The 20,924-nt window shown below is 67.6% G+C and carries 12 protein-coding genes; all 12 read right to left on the minus strand.

Annotated elements, in window-relative coordinates; translation table 11 throughout:
- Positions 1 to 7 precede the first annotated feature (7 nt).
- A complete protein-coding gene (gene tssM, locus V2J18_RS10745) occupies positions 8 to 3,616 on the minus strand; it encodes a type VI secretion system membrane subunit TssM (RefSeq protein WP_336131770.1) in 3,609 nt (1,202 codons plus the stop codon).
- A gap of 8 nt (positions 3,617 to 3,624) precedes the next feature.
- A complete protein-coding gene (gene icmH, locus V2J18_RS10750) occupies positions 3,625 to 4,866 on the minus strand; it encodes a type IVB secretion system protein IcmH/DotU (protein WP_336131771.1) in 1,242 nt (413 codons plus the stop codon).
- A 44-nt stretch (positions 4,867 to 4,910) separates the two neighbouring features.
- Positions 4,911 to 6,278, minus strand: a complete 1,368-nt coding sequence (gene tssK / locus V2J18_RS10755; protein WP_064746729.1) for a type VI secretion system baseplate subunit TssK — start codon at positions 6,276 to 6,278, stop codon at positions 4,911 to 4,913.
- Positions 6,275 to 7,630, minus strand: a complete 1,356-nt coding sequence (tssJ, locus tag V2J18_RS10760; protein ID WP_336131772.1) for a type VI secretion system lipoprotein TssJ — start codon at positions 7,628 to 7,630, stop codon at positions 6,275 to 6,277. The genes tssK and tssJ overlap by 4 nt, the downstream gene beginning before the upstream one ends.
- Positions 7,631 to 7,680: 50 nt before the next feature.
- Entirely contained in the window at positions 7,681 to 8,067 is a 387-nt protein-coding gene (locus tag V2J18_RS10765) for a DUF4150 domain-containing protein (protein WP_336131773.1), read from the minus strand.
- A 61-nt stretch (positions 8,068 to 8,128) separates the two neighbouring features.
- Complete coding sequence (locus tag V2J18_RS10770) at positions 8,129 to 8,824, minus strand: DUF3540 domain-containing protein (protein WP_336131774.1); 696 nt, start codon at positions 8,822 to 8,824, stop codon at positions 8,129 to 8,131.
- An 11-nt stretch (positions 8,825 to 8,835) separates the two neighbouring features.
- A complete protein-coding gene (locus V2J18_RS10775) occupies positions 8,836 to 9,906 on the minus strand; it encodes a pentapeptide repeat-containing protein (RefSeq protein WP_336131775.1) in 1,071 nt (356 codons plus the stop codon).
- Complete coding sequence (locus V2J18_RS10780) at positions 9,903 to 12,473, minus strand: DUF2169 family type VI secretion system accessory protein (protein ID WP_336131776.1); 2,571 nt, start codon at positions 12,471 to 12,473, stop codon at positions 9,903 to 9,905. The genes V2J18_RS10775 and V2J18_RS10780 overlap by 4 nt, the downstream gene beginning before the upstream one ends.
- A 78-nt stretch (positions 12,474 to 12,551) precedes the next feature.
- The gene (locus tag V2J18_RS10785) at positions 12,552 to 15,236 is read right to left on the minus strand and encodes a type VI secretion system Vgr family protein (protein ID WP_064746723.1); all 2,685 of its coding nucleotides are present in this window, start codon (positions 15,234 to 15,236) and stop codon (positions 12,552 to 12,554) included.
- A complete protein-coding gene (gene tssH / locus V2J18_RS10790) occupies positions 15,233 to 17,953 on the minus strand; it encodes a type VI secretion system ATPase TssH (RefSeq protein ID WP_064746722.1) in 2,721 nt (906 codons plus the stop codon). Before tssH ends, V2J18_RS10785 begins: the two co-directional genes overlap by 4 nt.
- A complete protein-coding gene (gene tssG, locus V2J18_RS10795; RefSeq protein ID WP_336131777.1) occupies positions 17,950 to 19,062 on the minus strand; it encodes a type VI secretion system baseplate subunit TssG in 1,113 nt (370 codons plus the stop codon). The genes tssH and tssG overlap by 4 nt, the downstream gene beginning before the upstream one ends.
- Complete coding sequence (tssF, locus tag V2J18_RS10800; protein ID WP_064746721.1) at positions 19,059 to 20,924, minus strand: type VI secretion system baseplate subunit TssF; 1,866 nt, start codon at positions 20,922 to 20,924, stop codon at positions 19,059 to 19,061. Before tssF ends, tssG begins: the two co-directional genes overlap by 4 nt.

Raw genomic sequence — 20,924 nt, forward strand, 5'->3', positions numbered from 1 at the left:
ACAGCCTTCAAGGACAGACGAAAGACTCCAGTTCGGCGAGGTGGAACGGATTGCGGCTGCCGCTGACGTTGACTCGCAGCGACAGCTTGCGGCCGCCGAAACCGTAGGACACGACGAAATCCTCCGGCGCCGCGCCGGGTTTGATCCGGCCGCGCTGGAACAATCGGTGCAGGGCCCAAGTGCCTTCGGTGCGGATCGCATCGGTGCCGGGGCTGAGCTGCAATTGCGCGGTCGCGCTGCCGCGCGGCCCGGGCCAGGTCATGGTCGCCGGGGTCGGCGGGCCGTGCGCGTAGCGCAGGGTCTGGCCGTCGATGTTCAGCTGGTACTGTTCGATGCCGGGGTCCAGGTCGATCGGGGTGAGCCGCAGGCGGACCGAAGGCATGCGCTCACCCGAGGGAAAAAAAACGTCGCGGATCACCTCCGCGCGCTGGAACGCCAGCGGCAGCGCGGCATCCATCGGCTCGGCGCCGGCGCCGGGGTCGCGGAACGACCACGGCTGGGTGCCCATGTCGATGCGCTCGGCCAGGTGCTTCTGGTAGAAGGCATCCATCAGCCCGCCGGGGGCGAACAGACGGGCGAAGTCCTCGGCCGAGACTTCGCGCTCGGCGTCGCGCACGAACGGATAGCGGCCCTGGATGATCTGCCGGCACTGACGGCCGACCGAGGCTTCGGCGTTGCCGATCAGGCTGCTGCGGCCGACGCCGCTGACCTGGCGGGTGGTGATGCCGGACAGTTCGTCGAACATCTGCCGCAACGGTATCGGCATGCGCCCGGCTTCGGATTGCAACTTGCTCAGCACGTCCGGCGGCGGCGGCGGGCTGCCGGTGGCCTGCGCGGACTGGGTCGAGTTGAGATAGCTGTAGAGCTCGTCGATGGTCTTGAGCGTGCCGTCCAGCGCCGACGGGCCGCTGCCGTCCGGAGCGTTGCCGGCGACCATGCGCCGCAGCGGATCGAAGTGGTCGTCGACGATGCTTTCCAGATAGCGCTGGGTCTCGACCGGGCGGCGGCGAGTCGGCAGCGCGTCGCCGAACACGTCGGTCAATGCCTGCTGGGCCTGGCTGATGCCCTCCTGGGCGCGGCCGAGCAGGGAACGCCGATCGCCGATGCGCCCGCGCAGCAGCTGGGTCTCGCGCGCCACCGATTGCAGGAACAGTTTCAACGGCGAGTCGGGCGAGGACAGCACCCGCGCGATCTGGATGCTTTCGGCCAAGGATTCGCTGCCGGCGAGGCTGAGATCGTCCAGGTATTCATCCCAGACCTTGACGTAGTCGTTGAAGTACTCGCGCTTGACCTCGCCGACCAGGCGTCGCCGGGCGATGTCGTCCAGGCCCTGCAACTGGCGCACGCCGAGCACCCAGGCATCGTCCTTCTCCAGATCGGACGTGGCGCTGGAAACCTGCTTGTTGAACACCTCCCAATAGCCGCGGTAGCTGTACAGCCCGGGGATGCCTTCGGTCAGCGGGCGTCCGCTGCGACGGCGGAACACCAGGCTGGCCTGCGGGCCGCCGGTGCTGACGTAGGTGATCGGGTCCATCTCGATCGTGCGCAGCAGCTTGCGGCGCAGGCGCTGATAGGCGCGCTGGCTGATCGGCACCTGGGTGATGCGCATGCGCGTGGCGTCGACCAGGCCGCGATCGACCGGGTACGGCGAGCGCAGCGCGCCGGGCTCGAGCAAGCGGCCGATGTGCGCCTCCATGGTCTTGATCTGCTCGCTGGTGATCGTCGCCGGCAAGTTGCGCTCGATGTTCCAGTTGAGCCAGGCGGCGAGGAACGCGGCGTCGTAGTGTTCGCCGTCGTACAGCATCAGATAGGCCTTCAAGGCCTGGTAGGAGTACTCCACGTCCTCGGCCGGCGCGTCGGCGAGGATGTCGCGCAGGCGCACGGCGACCTGCGGCAATAGTTTCTCGACCAGGGCGCGGCGGTACAGGGCGTCGCCGGCGCCCTGCGCCCGCGCGCCCTGGTAGAGGCCGAAGCGGTAGCTCAGCGGCGGAGCGGCGGTGTCCAGGCCCGGGCTCTGCGGCAGGGCCAGCAAGGTGTCGAGCAACGGCGACAAGGGCTGGACCGCGCCGCTGGGCAGGGCGATGCGTTTGGGCGAGGTGCGCTCGAAGTGCTCGGCGCGCTGCGCGACTTCCTGCAGATAACCGCGGTTGTTGCGGTAGGACAGGGTCCAGCCCCATACCGCCAGGCTCAGCGTCGCGGCGATCAGCACGCAGGCGGCGACGTGCCCCCACAGATGGCGACGTCGCCATGACGGATGCGTGCCGGCCAACCCCGATTCGGCGAACACGACGTCGGAAAAAAAGCGCTTGAGGAACAAGCCTTGGCCCGCGCCGGGACGCGGCGTGCGTGCCGGCAGCGCGGTCAGACCCGGCAAATTGGGGTCCGACACCCGGTCGATGATCGCTTGATGCTGCGCGGCGCTGCTGAAGTAGACGCCGCGTGGCCACAACCCGGACTCGAACTTCGACGCCGCGAACACGCGCGCGAAGAACTCCTTCAGCACCGGCCCCAATGTCGAAAACTGTTGCGGGAATACGTACGCCGCCCAGCGATCGTCGAGTTCCGGCTCGCGTTCCAGCACGTCGTGCACGCCGATGTGCAAGCGGTCGGCGAGCAGGCCGAACTCGGCGTCGAAACGCTTGATCGCCTGCTCCGGCGAGAGTTGCGTCGGGAAGGCGAAGCCCCAGGCCTGCTCGCGCGCGTTGCGGTCGAGGCCATCGAAGTATTCGCGGAAGCCCTGCACACCGTCGAGCTTGGTCAGCAGCAGATACACCGGAATCCGGAATGCCAGCCGCGCCTGCAGGTCGAGCAGGCGGCGGTGCAACAGCACCGCCTGGCGCATGCGGCCGCGCTCGTCGAGGCCGAGCAGGGCCGGCAGGGATACGGTCAGCACCACGCCGTTGAGCGGTTGCCGGCTGCGGTATTTGCGCAGCAGCGTTTGCAGCTGCTGCCAGCGGCCGTCGCCGGCTTCGCCGTCGGCCCGGCCGTCGGCGTCGAACGCCTGGCCCGGCGCGTCGATCAGCACGGCCTGATTGGAGAACAGCCAGGCGTAGTCGCCGTCGCCGGCGTGATCCGAGAACAGGCCGGCCGGGTCGGCGTCCGGGTCGGGCAGGTCGATCCCCGCGCGCAGCAGGGCCGAGGTCTTGCCTGCGTCGGGCCCGCCGACGACCAGGAACCAGGGCAGCCGATAGCGATACTGCTGGCTGATCCGGTCGAGCAGTCTCCCCCACGCGCTGTGCGCTTCCGACGGCATGGCGGCGAGCTTGCGCAAGGCGTCATCGAAACCGGCGCGCAATGGATCGGGAGCGACCTCGCGCGGGGCGCCCGGCTCGCGCTTGTACCGGCCGGGCTGGCGCACCCGCTCCAGCACCTGCGCTCCGGCGGTCTGCGACCAACGCCAGCGGCGCAGCAGACGGACCAGCCAATACAGCACGATCGCCCCGCTGAGGACATAACGCCACAGTCGGGTTTCCAGCGGTCGCCAGCCGTTGATGTCCAGCGCCGGCCCATAAGCCCAGATCAGCGCCAGCACCAGCAGCATCGCCAGGAACAGCCACAGTTCGCGCGAGAACAGGATCGAGAACAGCCGGCCGAAGATGCGGAATATCCAGTACATGACGGACCTCAGGGTTGCGGTTGCCCGGCCTGCGCCGGCGCCTGGAGAATGATTTCGACCCGGCGGTTGCGGGCGCGGCCTTCCGGCGTGGCGTTGTCGGCGACCGGCCGCTCGGCGCCCAGGCCCATCGCCTGGATGTCCTTGGAGCGCTGCAGCGACAGCACCAGCAGATTGCGCACCGCATCGGCGCGCGCTTGCGACAGTTCGATGTTGGAATTGAAGGATGGGGTGTGGATCGGCTGCGAGTCGGTATGGCCGATGATCCGTACCGTGCCTTCGGCGCTGTTGAGCGCGCTGCCGATGCGCTGGATGGTCGCCAGATAGCCGTCCTTGAGCTGGGCGGACCCGGAGTCGAACAGGCCGTCGCCGCGGATCGTGACCACGCTGCGGTCGGACTCGTCGACCACCGAGATACGGTCGTCGGCGAGCTGGTCAGCGAGCAGGCCGGTCAACCGCGTGGCCTGTACGAAGGTGTCGAGCTTGGGCAGAGAGACGGCGTTGATCGCCGCATAGGTGCGATCGCTGTGGTTCTGCAATGCGGTCAGGAAGCCGATATACGCGCCGCAGCCGAGCAGCGCGGCCAGCACCAGCCACACCCAGGCCGGCATCCAGCGCCGCGCCGCTTCGGGCTTCGGCGAGTCGACGCGCCAGTTCGACGACAGTGCCGCGGCGGTGGGCGCGCCGGTTTCGCGCACCAGCTTGAGCAGGCGCTCGCGCACGTTCTCGACCTGCGCCTGGCCGTTGGGCACGATGCGGTAGCGGCCCTGGAAGCCCAACGCCAGACAGAAGTACTGCAGCTCCAGGAGATGCCGGTGCGCGTGCGGTTGCTGCGACAGCCGGGCCAGCAGCTGGAAGAATTTCTCGCCGCCCCAGGTTTCGTTGTGGAAGGTCACCAGAAGGCTGTGCGCCGACCACAGGCCACCGCCGCCCCAAGGCGTCAGCGCCGCCGCCTCGTCGAGCGCCGTGCACAGGCAGTAGCGCGCAGCGACGATGGTTTCCAGCGGAATATCGGCCTGCTGGGCGCGGGTCTGGAAGCGGCGCACTTGCGCAGCCAGATATTCGCGCAGACGCTCGGGCGAATCGTGGTGTTTGCTGCGCCGGATCGTCGGCAGCAGGTCGAGCAGCGGGTTGGCGGCGGCGACCAGCGGGTTGCTGCCGCCCTGGCGGTCGGGCGGGGCGGATTCGGCGCCGTCGATGGACGGCGCAGCGGCTTCGGAGCGCGGGTTGGCGGCCAAGGCAAGCAGGTTCATGGCGGGGAGTCCGTCGTGTAGGCGAGGGCGGAAAATCGGGCTGGTCAGCTGCGGATGGCCCAGCACTCCATGCTCAGGCCGGGCAGATCGCCGGCGAAATGCAGGGCCAGGCCGGCGGAGGTTTCCATTTGCCGCCACAGCTCGCTGCCGGTGTCGAGTTCGAAATAGTGGTAGCCGGCGTGGTAGGGGATCTGACGCGGCGCGACCGGCAGGCTGCGTATGCCGATGCCCGGCAAATGCAGGTGCACCAGATCGTTGAGCAGCTCGACCGGGCCGATCTTGACCTGCGCCGGGTAGCGGGTACGGACCACCTCGGCCGGTGCGCTGGCGTTGACGGCGAGCACGAAGCCGGCGGTGCGGATGAGCTCGACGCTGGGGATCTGCGCCACCCACACCCGCGGTGCGCGTTCCTGCAGTTCGATCGCGATCGCGTTCTGTTCCAGTACAGTCGACAACGAGCGCCGCAGGTCGGCCATCAGCGGTTCGAAGCTCGCGCTGAGGTCGTCGTGGCGATAGGTCGGGCGAACGCCGGGGCGGCGCTCGGCGGTGGTGTAGGTGGACAGATCGAATGCGAGCCTCAGCCAGTCGCGGAACAGCCGCTCCGGATGCAAGCCGTCCAGGTTCAGTGCGTGCCAGGTGTCGGCCATGCTGCGGTTGATCAGCTCCAGCAGCAGGAAGTCGGCCACTTCGGCCACGCCGCCGCGGCCGGTATGGGAGAGGCGGTGCGCCATCGCCTCGCCGCGTTGTTCGAGCAGGCCGTGCAGTTCGCTGACGAAGCCGGCCAGCGGTGCGCAGCGGTTCGCGCTCAGCATCGGCGGGATGTAGCGCGGATCGAGCCGGACAGAATTGTCGCTGCGCCGCTCGAGTACCCGCACCAGCCCCAAGGACTGCCATTCCATCCCCAGTTGCGAGGCCGGCATCAGACGGAAACGGGGCTTGCCGACCTGGATGCTGGCCGGCCCGAAGGCGACCGCATTGTTGTCGGCCATGTCGCAGGCATGCACGGTGTAGCGCGCCAGCGATTGCTCATTGTCGGCGTGGATCAGGTCCTCGCCGCCCGGGCGTTGCAAGGGCAAGGCCAGCACGATCGGTTCGTCGCGGCAACCCGGCGGCACGTCCAGCGGCGGCGGCGCCTCGCGGCCGCCGGCGAACTGGAACGGCGTTCCATCGGGCATCACTCCGCGCGCCGAGGCCAGCACGATCTTGCCGAGCGAGAGCGCGTCGCGGTCGATGTCGTAATCGCAATAGCCCCAGAAGCAAGCCTGCTGACCCAGGCAACGCTGTTGGACGTAGCTCTCCAGGTAGCGCTCCTGCTGCTGGAAGTGCTGCGGCCGCAGGTACATGCCCTCCGACCAGACGACTTTGCTGCGCGCCAGATGGGCGTCCCTGATCGGCGATTCGCTGGAGGTCATTTGCGGTTCCGCTGGCTGGATGGAGAAGAGGGAGAGGGCGCGGGTATGGCGTCGGCCGGGTACGTCCGCGGATTGGCGGGCGATTGCGCTTGGCCCGGTACGGGCGACCGCGAGCGCATTCGAGAACCGTTTTTTGGTATGGCTCTCGGTTCGTTTTGCGGAGTCGTCGTGGCGGCAGTCGGCTTAGTCTTGGACGTCACTGCTGCGGCGCCCGGGACGGGCTTCGAAGTCGTCGCGGCAGTTGTCTCGACGGACTTCGGCGCCGGCCCGGCGGCTGGCGGGAAGTTCTTCGAGACCGTTGCAGCGGTGGATGGAGCGATGTTCGAAGTCGTCGTAGTAGTCCTCGCCGCGGCCGTCGGGCCGGCTTTCGAGGTCTTTTCGGCGATGATCGAAACGGCCTTCGAGGTCGCCGCGGCGGGCGGCGAGGGCTTCCTCGCGATCGCCGCAGCGATCGCCGAGGTGGCCGCCGCTGATGTCGAGTTCATCGCCGAAGCGGCTTTCGAAGTCGGCGACACAGGCGTCGGGACGGCCGTTGGCGCTGCGGCGGCGATCGTCGAGACCGCCTTCGAGGCGGCCGGTGGGATGGTCGGAACGGTTCTGGATGCGACGGCGGAGATCGTCGAGGCGATCGTCGAAGTGGCGCCGGCGGTTGTCGAAGCGGTCTTCGAGGCCGTTTCAGCGATCGAAGTTGCGATCTTCGAAGCCGCTTTCGACGTGCGCGCCGCGCGCGGCGGCGATGGCGACGGGGCGCGCGTCCCAGGGGCGTTGGCTGTGTTGCGCGGTTGCGTGGTCGCGCGGGCGCCGCGAGCCGGGCGTGGCGCCTCGGCGGCGCGCACGCGCGGCGGCGCGGGTTCGGGCCGATCGCGCCGGTCGGCGAGCAATCGCAACCCGCCGGCGCCGATATCGACTTGGAGCAGCCGGCGGCCCGATTTGATCTGGAAGTACTTGTCCTTGGCCGAGGGCAGGGCGACCGTGGCCTTCCACGGCTTGCCCTGCTCGCGGTAGCCGACCGCGACGCCGATCAGGCGCGCTTCGGCATTGCCCTTGCGGCGCAGGCGGCGTTGCTCGCCCGGGTGCAGGATCAACTGCTCGCCGCCCAGCAGATCGGGACCGAGCGCGCTCTTGTCGTTGTCCTGCAACTGCGGATAGTCCGCGTTGGAGAACGCCGTATCGGCCTTGAGCTCGTAGATCGCGACCAGCACCGGCGCGGCTTCGCCGCGCGCGTTGCGGTTGGCGTCGGCAGCGACGCGGATGTCCAGGTCGTAGGGCGGCGCGACCTGAGTCTTCAGGCCGGCGCAACCGCCCAGCAGAAGCGCAAACGACAACGAGAGCGGACGCACGAACGGGTTCATGGCAGATCGCATCGTTTTCTAGGGATAGGCGGCAAAAAGCCGGTATGGATTCAAGGGCAAAAAAACACCTTGGCCTGGCAAGGCGACGCATCGCAGCCCACGGTATTGGTGGAGTTCTGCCTGGTCGGATGGGATAGGCACGTGGCCGGCATACAGCCGACGCTCACCTTGCTGGAGCCTTTGATGTTCTGGCAGGTCGATCCGACAGTGCCCGAAGCCACGCCGCCCACGACGCCCGGTTGATCGCCGACGCTCATCATGATGATCGTGGCCAAATTGCAGGCCAAAGCGTTGACGATGAAAATATTCGTGACGTTGGGCGCTGCGCTGCTTCGGTGCCCCATGTTCGGGAATGGAACCGGTACTAGAACGATGGTGAAGTTGACCGAAATGGCGAAACAGAAGCCGCTTGATGTCGTATTTGCTGGCATGGTCATGGCGGAGGCCCTGGTGCGAAAGCGGAGGAAGACCAGCGGTGGACATGCATTCGATCGGCGATCAGCCGATATGCACTTGTTCGCCGTCTAATTTGGCCAATTTCGAGGCGGTGACGATGGTGTGCTCGGCATGCAGGCGCGCATCGGTGGCGGCGGTGTAATCGATCTGCCCGGAACGCAGGCAATCGACGGTCTCGACCGTGCGGACGCTGTGGCGGCTAGCCTGGACGATGCGTTCGGCGGCGGACTCCAGCACCCGGCCGACCAGCCGCCACAAGCCGACCCGGGTTTCGATTCGGCCGCAGTTGGCTTGCGCTGCGTCCGCATCGATGCGCGCTTCGCGGCCGGCGATGGCGATCGTGTCGGCTTGGGCACGCAGCGTCGTGTTGCTGCACAGGGACAGGTGGGTGTCGGCATGCAGGCGCAGCTCGCCGCCGATGGCCTGGAGCTCCAGGTCGCCCTGTACCTGCAATCGGACCGGGCCCGGATCGGGGCGGTGCAACACCGCACAGACATAATGTTCGGTGCGCCCGTCGGAGACGATCCAGACCCGGTCGCCGCTTTTGGGCGGCGTCAGACAACTGTGGGCACGACGGCAATACAGCCGCCGGTTCTGACGATCGATCACGAGCCCTCCCTGCTCGTCGACCGCGACTACGTTTGCCGCACCGGACCAAGGACTCCCGTCGTGATTCAGTGGCTCGGACAGCACCGAGACCGCGCTGTCCGTATCTTGCGACCTGATGTCTTGCAGCATGATGGACTCCTTCATTCGTAGAGAGCGTCTCGGCGTTCCGACCAAGCCTCGGCCGCGTAGAGATCCGCGTCCTGGAAGACGACACCGGGTTGCCGCCGCCAAGCGCCGCGGGGAAGGCTGGCGCGATGCACGCGGGTCGCGGCGAACGAGGCGCCGGCGAAGTCGGCTTGCGAGCAGTCGGCGTAGGACAAGTCGGCCTGCTTGAGGCGAGCGCGGGAGAAACGCGTACCGACTGCAGAGGCGCGCATCATCGAAGCCGATTCCAGGTCGGTTCCGCTGAGATCGGCCCGGTCCAGGCGTGCTTCCAACCACAGGCTGTTGGCGAAGTACGCGGATTGGCAGTGCGCATCGCTGAGGTCGGCGCCGGAATAGTTGGCATAGGCTGCCGCCGCCGCTTCCAGGCGGGCGCCGCGCAGATCGGCGCCCTGGAAGTTGCACTGGGTCAGGTCAGCACCGGACAAATCGATGCCGGCGAGACGGGTGCGTACGAACTGAGTGCGAGGCATGCGCAGCCCGCGCAGCACCTTTCCGCTGAGGTCGCAGTCGAACAACGCGACCTGGTCCAATGAGGCGCCAACGAGGTCCGCGCCGCGCAGATCGATGCCGTCGAAGCCGACCTGGCGCAACTTCGACGCCTGCAGGTCGGCCTGCTCGAAGGTAGTGCCGGCGAAGAACGAGCGCTCGATATCGGCTTCGCGCAGTACGGACTGACGCAGGTCACCGTTGAACCATTGGGATTGGTCGATGCGCGCCCCGCGCAGTTCGATGCCGTTGGCGCTGACGTCGCGGAAGACGCAGCCGTTCAAGCGCGCACGCAGCCAGCGGGACCGGTCGAAGCTGCCGCGGTCGAAGCGGCAGGTGTCCAATAGGATGGCTTCCAGTTCGCCATGATCGAATCGGCAGTCCAGGAATACGCAGTCTGAGAAATGCGCATTGCGGAGTCGTGCGTAAGAGAAATCGATGCGATCGAATGTCGCGCTGGAGAGATCGGCGCCGATCAGGTCGGCGCCGTGCAGCGACAGCTCCGCGACCGTTCCGGTCTCTGCCAGACGATCGACAAGGTCGGCCAGTTCGGGGCTCACAGGGATTGCTCCCGTGCAGGGTAGGCGATGCTTTTCTCCAGATAAGCGCCGTGCAGGCGCGTGCTCCGGTCGAGCGATACCTCGGAGAGGTGGGCCCTGAACAGATTGGCGGATTCCAGATTCGCGCCCTCCAGATGTGCGCCGCGGAGATAGGCGCCGATCAGGTCGGACGAGCTCAGGTCGGCGCCGCGAAGCGTGGTCCGAACCATCAGTCCGTCGTGGATCTTGACCCGACTGAGGTCGGCTTCGCTCAGATCTGCGTCGGTGAGGTCGCTTGCGCGGATCTGAGCCGAGACGAAACGCGCGCCGCGCAGCCGGGCGTCGCGAAAGTTGACCTCGGTCAGGCAGGCATGGCTGAAATCGATCCGAGGTAAAACCGCGCCGCCCAGGGCCGCCTTGCAAACACGGGCGCGCAGCAGGCGGATATCGCCTTCCACCTGGGTGTCCAGCAGCGCTAAGTTCTCGATATCGGAGTCCGACAGATCGATATCGCGCAATCGGCACTGGCTGAACACGATCTTGCGCAGTTTCGCCCGTCGCAGGTCGATATCGTTCAGGGTATTCCCGATCAGCATCAGCTGACCGAGTTGTGCGGAACCGAAGTCGATCCTGTCGAGCATGGCGCGGTCGAAGCGGCCGCGCTGCACAGTGGCCGACGAGAACGTGCAGCGATGCAGTCGTACTCCTTCGAAATTGGCCTCGTCCAGTTCGCACCGGCTGAAGTCGGCTTCTTCGCAGATGGCCTGGGCGAAGTTGCTGCGCCTGCCGACCGCGGCCGACAGGCGGGTGCGGGTGAGGTTGCAGCGCACGAAGACGGCCTCGTCCAGGCATGCCGACGACAGGTCGGCATCGGACAGGTCGGCGCCTTCCAGCAGCGCTCCTTCGAGGCGGGCGCCGCGCAAGTTCAGGCCGCGCAGGTCGGCGCCGGTCAAGTCGATCGCGGCCAGTGCGTCGCCGCGGGCGTGAGCGGCGGCGACGCGTTCGCGCAGGGCCTCGGATGCGGCTGCGTCCAGGCGCGGCGCGGGCGCCTGGTGCTGGGCCGAGAGGCGGTATCCGACGAGAAGATCGCGTTCGCATCGCTGCAGATGGCGTTCGAGCGCGGCGGCGTCGCAGCCCCTGGGCGCGTGCTCGGTCGTCACGCTCAACTCCGGCCGAGCCAACTTCGGCGGTCCGTGCGGTGCGGGCGGCGCGGCGACGCTCTTGCCGTGCGGTGATGCTGCGCTGCGTGCGCGTTCGATGTGCTCTTCGGCCAAGGCGTCAGCAGAGATCTTGCGGATCTCGGCGAGTTCGCGCTCGCTGCGGCGCTGGGTCTGCTGGACGAATTCGGGCAGGGCATCGACGGCGGGCAACGCCGGCATCTTCAACTCGGGATCGGGCAGGGCGTCGACGCCGTGACCGGGCGGCGGCACCTCGTGCAATCGCCGCTTTGCCCGGTCCAGTTCGCGCTGCAACCTGGGCGCGACGCTGCGCGTTCCGGTCTCGGCAGCATCGGGCAGCCATTCCACCGGCAGCAGATCGCGGTCGCGCAGGCAGTACAGGGCACCGTGGGTCGGATCGTTGCGCCATTGCAGCACCTGCCGGTACCAGGACCGCGGCCGTTCTTGCCCCTCCTGTTCGCCTGCGAGCAGGAGGCCGAACAGGTCGCTGGCATCGAAGGCCTGGACCTGGACTTGTCCGTGATAGATCAGGATCGCCTGCTCGCGGTGGGGGAAGAACCACGCGGTGGTCAGGCGCAGCGCCGTCTCTTCCAACTCGTCGCTGCCGCGGCGCAGGACGAACGCACGCGCCCGCAGCGCCGGCAAGCGTCCATGCAAACGCGCGCGTTCGGGATGCATGCCGAGTATTTCGTACTCGGCGGCGCTGGGAAATGCGCTGCAGCCGGCAAGTTGCTGATCGGCCGGAGCGAGATTGTAGTAGCGACGGTCGTGATCGTGCGGCAGGCCGGGATAGTCGTGCTTGAGCCAGTGGTCGTCGGTCCGGCCATACAGCGCACTGCGCTGCGGCCATGCCGGCGGCAGTGGGGCGAAGCTGGCAGGCGCGGTCTCCGCGCCTGCACGCCCCTGGGCGTAGTCGGCGTATTCCACGTTGGGCACGCGGCGCAATCCGGTTTGGCCGGTCGCCGTGCCGGATGCGCCGATCCCGTCTGGGTTTGCGTCATAGCCGGGGCCGCCGTAGGCGTGTTTCCAATCCAACCGCATGCGGTCGTAGGGCGCAGGGTCGCTGGTTTCGAAGGCATTGAGCCAGCAGCGGTCGCCGTGTACTTGCAACTGCTTCTCCTTGCCGGCGATCCGCACCCGGACATGGCCGCGTTCGGCGCTGGCCTGCCCGGGCTCGGGATAGGCGTAGCCGCTGACCAGATACTCCGGACAGCCTTTAGGCACGGCCTCGTCGAGCGGCATCGGCGAGACCTCCTCGCCGACCAGTCGCCACAAATCCTGATCCGACCCCAGCTTTGGCTTGGCGCCGAGATTAACGAGCGCCGCTACCGCCAGGCCGAGATGCTCGCTTCCGCGATCGCGGAAGCAGCGGGTGAGATAGCTCAGGTGGGTGGGCTTGGTCGTTCTCATGGTCGATGCGTGCGGCGCCAGCGGCGCAAGAAGGGGAAGCGGCGCGACGGCACCGCTCGGATACGGGCAACGTCGGGCTTACATGATCATCTTGTTTCCCACCATCTCGACCGAGCTCTGCATTTGCTTGAGATCGACGGCCGTCTGGCTATAGCCGTATTGGGTATAGCTGATGCTCAATCCTGTCTGGCTGACGGACAGGCCGTTTACGTTCATGCTCGATGCGTTGATGTTATTGGCGTGCGTGGCATTGATAGTGGTGCTGGCTCCGATCTTCATGCTCTGGTTCGTTCCAACGGTCAGCTCATTCTTGTTGCCGATGTAAGTGGAACTGGTATCGCTGACCGTCAGTTCTGTCTTTGTTCCGATGGTGGTCAACGTCTTGTTTCCGACGGTCAGGTTGGTCTCGTTGGAAATGATGGTGGAGGTGACGTTTCCGATCGTGGTCGAGGTGTCGTTCGCCATCTTCGTCGACGTGACGTTGCCGATGGTGGTGCTGGTGATATTCCCTTCCGTGGTGGATGTGACGTTTCCGACGGTCAGCGAAGTGGCGTTGCCTTGAGTGGTCGAGAACGTGTTTCCTACCGTCGTCGAGGTGGCATTGCCCTTCGTGAACGACCAAGTGCTGCCCATGGTGGTCGAATGCGAGCTGCCCATGAGCACCGAGGCCGCGTTGCCGTGAGTCAGCGATACGGTCGATCCGTTGGTGATCGATTCGGTGCTGCCGTTGGTCATCGAGAAACTGTGGCCGTTCAGGAAGCTGGTGCTGTTGCCGTTGATGTCCGAGAACGAGCTTCCGTTGAGGATGCTGGTCTGGGTGCCTGTAGTGATCGAGACGGTGTTTCCGAACACGGCGTTGACGCTCAGGCCCTGCACGGACACGCTGAACATGCTCGCCGCTTCGCTGCTGATCTTCTCGCTGATGTCGGACAGCCCGGAAGAGACGTTCGCCGGGTTCTCCGCGTCGACCTGGCTGGTGTGCTGCCGCTCCGGCGGGGGCATTTCCACGCCCTGCGCGCTGGCCGCCGCCGCCGCCGCGGCGCTGCCCGCCTTGGCCTGCTGGGCCTGGCCGGCCATGGTGACGATGTTGGTATCCGGCACCACCCCGGGCGCGGTTGGGGGCAGAGTGCCTGCCGCCCCCCCATTGAGCAGCGGCAGTGGGCTTTGCTGGCCATCGTGGGGAGTCAGGATGGTGCCGACCGTGACCAGTAGCTTGTTGGCTACGGTGAGGGTCGAATCGTGTTCGGCGGAGACGTCGTAGTCGCGCTCGGCGTGCAACCGGACTTGCTCGCTGCCCTTCTTGTCCTCGAAGCGCAGCATGTTGGCGTTCTCCGGCCCGCCGCCGGGAGTGCGGGTGACGAATCCGCTCTGGGTGCAGGACACCGGCATTTCGAACGGCGGCATCTGGTCTGCGTTGTAGATGCGTCCGGTGATCAGCGGACGGTCCATCTGGCCGTTGAGGAAGTCGACCACCACCTCCTGGCCGATGCGCGGCACGTGCACCGAACCGTAGTTGGTGCCGGCCCAGGCGTCGGACACGCGCACCCAGCAGGAACTGTTCTCGTCGCTGTTGCCGTAGCGGTCCCAGCGGAACTGCAGCTTGACCCGGCTGTACTGGTCGGTCCAGATGATCTGTCCCGGCGGGCCGACCACCACCGCGGTCTGCGGGCCGGTCGCCTTGGGCACCGGCGTGGCGCAGGCGGCGCGGAACGGCAGTTGCGCCGGTTGGACGGTGAAATCGATGTCGTAGCGGGCGTCGTTGCTGCCGGTGGCGTAGCCGCCTTCGCGCAGGTCGTAGTCGGCCGCGACGATCAGGTACTGGCGGTTCTCGTTGTCGCGCGGGCAACCGGTCAGCGAGAACAGTCCGCCGCAGGCGATCGCGCGTACGGTGCTGTGGGCGCGGATGCGCGCATGCTCGGCCTGCTCGGCTTCCAGGCGGATGCGCGCGTAGTGGGCCCCTTGATCGGCCTCGATGTAGCCGCCCTGCCAGATGTACTTCTCGAACTGGGCGTGGTCGTGCTCCATCTCATGGGCCAACGACTGCCCGAGTTTGGCGCCGGGTTTCTTGAAGTCGTAGTCGTCGACGCTGTAGACGCCGGAGCGGACCTCCTCGGCGCTGCGCCACTGGTCGATGCCGGGTTCGTCCTGCAGCGCCAGGCGGTCGTGCGAGATATAGGGCAGGGTGGCGTAGCCGGGCAACTCGTCGTGCGATCCCAACTCGTCGGCCAACACCAGGGTCTGCTGGCCCAACTCGTGCTTGAAGTAGTAGTAGATGCCCTCGTGCTCCATCAGCCGGCTGACGAAGGCGAAGTCGGTTTCCTGATACTGGACGCAATACTCCCAGTTCCGATAGTTGGCCGACACCCGCTTTTGCACCGGGAAGCCGTATTTGGCGAACACCTCGTCGAGGATGTCGAGCACGTTCTTGTTCTGGAAGATGCGGCAGTCGATGGTCCTGGTCAGGTACCACAGGCTGGGACGCAGGGTCAGGGTGTAGATGTAGCTGCGCGGGGTTTCGGTTTCGCGCCCGCTGAGTTCGCAACGCACGATCTGCCCGCACAGGTGGCGGCGGTCGTGGTTCTGGGTTTCGATTTCGAGGGTGAGGGCTTTGCCGAGCAACGATTTCATGTCGATGGTCGGATCGTCCGAAACCAGTTCGACGGTGAACTCGTACAGCGAGGACAGCTGCTCGGTGCCGCGCAGGCTGCGGAAACGCAGGCTGTCCGCGGGCAACGGGGTATGTGCGACGACGACTCTGTTCATGCCGGGTCCGTCAGTGCGTGTGGAGGATCGATGGGGGTGGGGAAGAAGCGGTGGGCGAGGGTGCCGCCCTGGTCGTGCAGCTCGACGGAGCGCAACGGCTGGCCGTCGGCGACGGCGGCGATGACCGCGCGGCTGATCGGCGGCAGCACGGTGTCGACGATTACCGACTCGATCACGCGGCCGCCGGAGCTGCGTTGCACGCAGCGTTCGCGGATCGCATCGACTGCGTCCTCGCCGTAGACGAAGCCGATGTCGTGCTGCACCCGCATGCGCTCGGCGATGCGGTCCAGTTGCAGGCGCACGATGCGGCCAAGGGTGTCGTCGTCGAGCGGGCGGTACGGCACGATCGTCAGACGGCCGAGGAAGGCGGCGGGGAAGATCTGCAGCAGCTCGTCATGGAGCTTTGGCGCCAGGGCGGCGGCATCGTCCGCACGATGCGCGGCGATGAGTTCGTCGCCGGCGTTGGAGGTCAGGATCAGGATGGTGTTCTTGAAGTCGATGCGGCGGCCTTCGCCGTCTTCCATCCAGCCCTTGTCGAACACTTGGTAGAACACTTCCAGCACGTCCGGGTGGGCCTTTTCGACCTCGTCGAGCAGGACCACGCTGTAGGGGCGGCGGCGCACCGCCTCGGTCAGCACGCCGCCTTCGCCGTAGCCGACATAGCCCGGCGGCGAGCCGCGCAGGGTGGCGACGGAGTGGCCTTCCTGGAACTCGCTCATGTTGAGCGTGATCAGGTTCTGCTCGCCGCCGTACAGCGCCTCGGCCAGGGCCAGCGCGGTTTCGGTCTTGCCGACGCCGGAGGGGCCGCACAGCAGGAAACAGCCGATCGGCTTGCCCGGATCGTCGAGCTTGGCGCGGGAAATCTCCACCCGGCGGGCGATGGCTTGCATCGCTTCGCCTTGGCCGAGCACCCGCCGTTGCAAGGTCTCGGTCAATACCAGCACGGCCTGGGCTTCGTCCTTGACCATGCGTCCGACCGGTATGCCGGTCCAGTCGGCCAGTACCGCGGCGACCGCGTCGGCGTCGACCGCCGCAGTCACCAGCGGCGCGGGCTGCTGGAGTTCGCGCAGTTGCGCCTGGACATCGGCGAGTTCGGCGCGCAACCGCGCTGGATCGGACCGCTCGGCGCCGCCCCGAGCATCGGCGTGCGCACCGGGCTCGCTGCAGTCGTCGCCGTTTGCCGTGTCGGCGGCGTCGCCGAGCCGCTCCAGCGCGGCGCGGGTTTCGCCGATGCGCGCTGCCAGCTCGCGCTCACGTTCCCAGCGCGCCAGCAGTCCGTCCAGGCGCAGGCGGTGCTCGCGCAATTCCGCGTCCAGCCGTTCCGGCCGGGCTTCGTCGCCGGCCTGAATCCGTTGTTCGCGCCGGGCTCGATGCAGTTCGATCTCGAGCGCGTCGATCCGTTGCCGCAACGCTTCGACTTCGGCCGGTGCAGCGTGCTGGCTCAACGCGACCCGGGCACAGGCCGTGTCGAGCAGGGCGATGGCCTTGTCCGGCAGTTGCCGTGCCGGGATATAGCGGTGCGAAAGCCGAACCGCGGCGGCGATGGCGTCGTCCAACAGCAGCACGCCGTGATGCGCCTCCAGGCGCACGGCCAGGCCGCGCAACATGGCTTCGGCCTGCGGCTCGGACGGTTCCGGCACCTGGATCGCTTCGAACCGACGGCTCAACGCGGCGTCTTTCTCGATGTGCTTCTTGTACTCGCTCCAAGTGGTGGCGCCGATCGTGCGCAGCTGGCCGCGCGCCAGCGCGGGCTTGAGCAGGTTGGCGGCGTCACCGGTACCGCTGGCGCCGCCGGCGCCGATCAGGGTGTGCACCTCGTCGATGAACAACACCGTCGGCTGTGCGCTGCCTTCGACTTCCTCGACGATCTGGCGCAAGCGCTGTTCGAACTCGCCTTTCACCCCGGCGCCGGCCTGCAGCAGGCCGAGGTCGAGCGCGCACAGGCGCACGCCGCGCAACGGCGGCGGCACGTCGCCGCTGACCAGGCGCAGCGCCAGGCCTTCGACCACCGCGGTCTTGCCGACCCCGGCCTCGCCGGTCAGCAGCGGATTGTTTTGGCGCCGGCGCATCAGCGTGTCGATGACCTGGCGGATTTCGTCGTTGCGGCCGACCACCGGGTCGATGCCGCCGCTGCGTGCGCGCGCGGTCAGGTCGACCGCATAGCGCGCCAGCGCCGACTTCTCCTGCGCGCCGGCGGGTGCTGCCGGCGGCGCGGCGGCCGCAGCGTCGGCCTGCGGCTGTTCGCGCGAGCCCGCGACCGCGGCGGGGAGGCGTTCCAGCAGCGCGTCCGGCTGCAGCTTGCTCAGTTCGCCCGAGATGCCGCACAGCACCTGGCGCAGGCTGCTGGAGTTGAGCATGCCGGCCAGCAGATAGGCGCTGCGGATCTGCGCCTGCTCGTAGCGCAGGCTGGTATAGACCCAGGCTCGCTCGACCGCCTCGTCGATGAAGCTGGAGAAATCGGCGATCGCGCTGGCGCCGCGCGGGAGACGGTCGAGCGCGGTGTTGAGGTCGGCGGTCAGACGCGCCCAATCGAGAGAGAAATGCTGGGACAGGCGGTGCAGGTCGCTGTCGCTTTCGTGGGCGATCTGGTGCAGCCAGTGCGCGAGTTCGACATAGGGATTGCCGCGCAGCTTGCACAATGCGGTGGCCGACTCGAGCGAGCCGAGCAGGAACGGGTTGAGTCTTCCGTAGAGCGCCTTTCGGCTGATGTTGGTCATGACGGGTCCAGGGAGGCTGCGGCCGCGGCGAGGTCGACGGTCAGGCGCTGTTCGGGGGAGTAGGTGAGATCGCCGGCGTCGCGGTCGCTGCGGCGTTCGCCGAGCCAGGCGTCCCAGCCCAGGCGCGCGCCGCCGTCCAGCCGCGCCGACGGCACCTGGTCGCGCGCCAGCACCGGCCGCACCCGCCAGGCGAATTCCAGACCGACGTAGTTGCGCACCCACTGCAGCATTTCGCGGACCGAGTCGGCGTCGGGGTGCCATCTGCGGTACTCGCTCAGCGACAGCGGGCCGATCACGATCTCGAAGGTCGACTGCACGTCGAGCACCGCGGCGCCGAGCACTGCGCCGCGGCCCAGCGGTTGCCCGGCACCGCGTCCGCACAGGCGCGTTCGTCGCGACGGCGGCACTGCGACCCAGGTTTCGACCCACTCCCGGATCCGCACCGGCAGGCCGAAGTAGGTGGCGAGGATCTGCTGCAAGCCTTCCGGATTGCGGGTCTGGCGGCTCAAATGCCCGGCCATGAACAACTTGGCGTGATCGGGCACGCGGTCACGCTCGCGCAAGCCGGGCTGGCCCAGGTGGATCAGGCTGGCCACGTAGTCGCCGAAGCGGGCGCCGCCGCGCAAGCCGCGGTCGAGGCTGGTGGTCGCCTGCGCGTCGGCCCAGGCGCGATAGAACAGCAGGAGCAGACGATGGTGGAACAGATCGGCGAAGCGGCTCATCGTCGGGTCGTTGTGGTGCCGGGCGCGATCGCGCGCGTACTCGGTCAGGTGCAGCGGCAGCGGGCCGTTGGGGCCGAACAGGCCGAAGCTGAAGACCGATAGCCTGGGGACCGAACCGACGCCCCGTTCGACTCCGGCCAGGGTCGAGGGCGCGAAGGCCAGGCTGGGCTCCTGGCCCAGACGCAGCGGTTCTTCGGCCGGGCGTGCCGCGCGGCCCAGCGGTGTGCGGTGCTCCATGCGCGCATCCAACCAGCGCAGCAGGTGATACAGGTCGTATTCGTGCGGCGCTTGCGCGAGGCGTTGCCAGACGTCGGCTGAGCACGCACCGGCATTGCGGTCGATGACCGGCGCGGGATCGAGCGGAGCCCATTCGGTCGCGGCGTTCATGCCACCGGCCTCCGTCCCAGCCGCGGCGGCCACTGGTGCACCGGACCGCGCTGCAAGCTGTGCAAGGCCAGCTCGACGAAACTGTTCAAGGCCACATGGCGGGCCAGGAATTGCTCCAGAACCGAGCCGAACAGGTAGGGGCTGGTGCCGCTGAACGCGGTTTCGTCCAGGCTCAGCTCGATGCGCACGCCGCGCGCCAGCACGATCGGCCCGAGCGCGGGCATCGGCCGATGCACCGGTTCCAGGCGCACGGACCGCAGTCCTTGGATCTGCCGATCCAGCGCCGATCCGGGCCGGCCGGCATAGAGTCCCAGCAGTTCGCGCAAGGCTTGCGCGCCCTGAACCTCGTCCAGGTCGGTCAAAGTCAGATGATTCAGGCCGAGATGGCTGATCAGGCGCCACGCCGCTTCGCCTTCGGCCAACGCCGGTCGCGGCGGGGTCGGGCCGTGCAGAAGTCGGATCGATGCCACCGGGGCCGACACGCGCAAGCTCAAGCCGTGTTCGGCCGGTCGCAGGCGCATCGGCAGGTCGCGATTGCTGCACCACATCTCCACCGACAACTGACGCAAATCGTCGGCGTGCGGGGCTTCCTGCGCATCGACCAGGCTCAGGAACACCTCGCTGCCGGCATAGCCGGAGCGGTGCTGCGTCGCCTGCGTGGGCGCACCGGCGATGCGCGGCTCGCGACGCAGGGAGAAGAACCGGCCCTGCTCGCTGCCGTCGCGCAGGCAACTGTAGAAGGGGTGGAACGCCCACTTCTCGCCGCTTCGGGCGCCGTGGCCGACCACCTTGTCGACGCTGTAGACCTCGTAGTCGAGCGGCTTGGTCCGGTCCGGGACCAAGTGGTGTTCGTAGCGCTGAGTCGATACCGGAATACGGTCGCTGGTCCTGCGCTGCAGGTTTATGACCGGGGTGCAATGCAGGGCCAGGCTATGCGTGCCGATGCTCGCCTCTAACTCGGCGTCGGCGGCGTCGAACAGCACGCTGATCTCCATCGCCTGGCCCTGCGCGCGTTGGATGGCGGCGTCGAGCCCATGCAGGCTGCAGAACAGGCCACGCGCCGGCATGGCGAAGTACTCCTGCAGAATCCGATAGCCCTGGAAGCCGCGAGGCCCGGTCGGCAGCAACGCTTCGTCGGCGTCGAAGCCATCGTGGCGCAGCGTGTCGGCGGCCAGGGCCTGGTGCCAGCGCAGCGGGCGCTCCGGATCGTGGCAGACCACCGCTACGGTGCGGCACAGCAGCCATTCCAGCAGGCGCGAGGCCTCGCGGTCCGGGCCGCTGAGATGCAGTGCCAGGCGTTCCAGCGACAGCTCGCGCAAAGGCATCGAGCCCTGGGTCTCCAGACGCAGGCGCAGGCAACCGCGCACCCGTCGCGCCAGCCCAAGCGCCGCCAGCGGCAGGTCGCCCGGCTCGCCCGAGAACGAGACCGCGCTCAGCCGCAGTGGCCACATGGTGACGGCATGAGCGGTCCGGAACTCACAGGCGGTCTGGCGTTCGTTGTCGGGCTTGGCCTGCACGGCGGTGCCGGCGGGCAGGGTGAAGCCGGCGCGCAGATTGCCTTCGCGCACATTCGGTTCGAATGCGACGATGGCCATCGACGGCGTCGGCGCCAGATAGCCGGGGTAAACCACGTCGAGCAGGCGCTGCGAGAAGCGCGGGAACTCCGCATCCATCTTCAGCTGGATGCGTGCGGTCAGGAAGCAGAAGCCCTCCAGCAGGCGTTCGACGTAAGGGTCGGCGCTTTCGCCCTCGCCCAGGCCGAGCCGTCCGGCGACCTTGGGGTGGAGCTGCGCGAACTCGGCGCCGAGTTCGCGCAGATAGCCCAGCTCGCGGTTGTAGTAGTGCAACAGGCGCGCGTCCAT

Origin of the sequence: Lysobacter firmicutimachus, from assembly GCF_037027445.1 — a bacterium.
In the GTDB taxonomy this organism is placed as follows: domain Bacteria; phylum Pseudomonadota; class Gammaproteobacteria; order Xanthomonadales; family Xanthomonadaceae; genus Lysobacter; species Lysobacter firmicutimachus.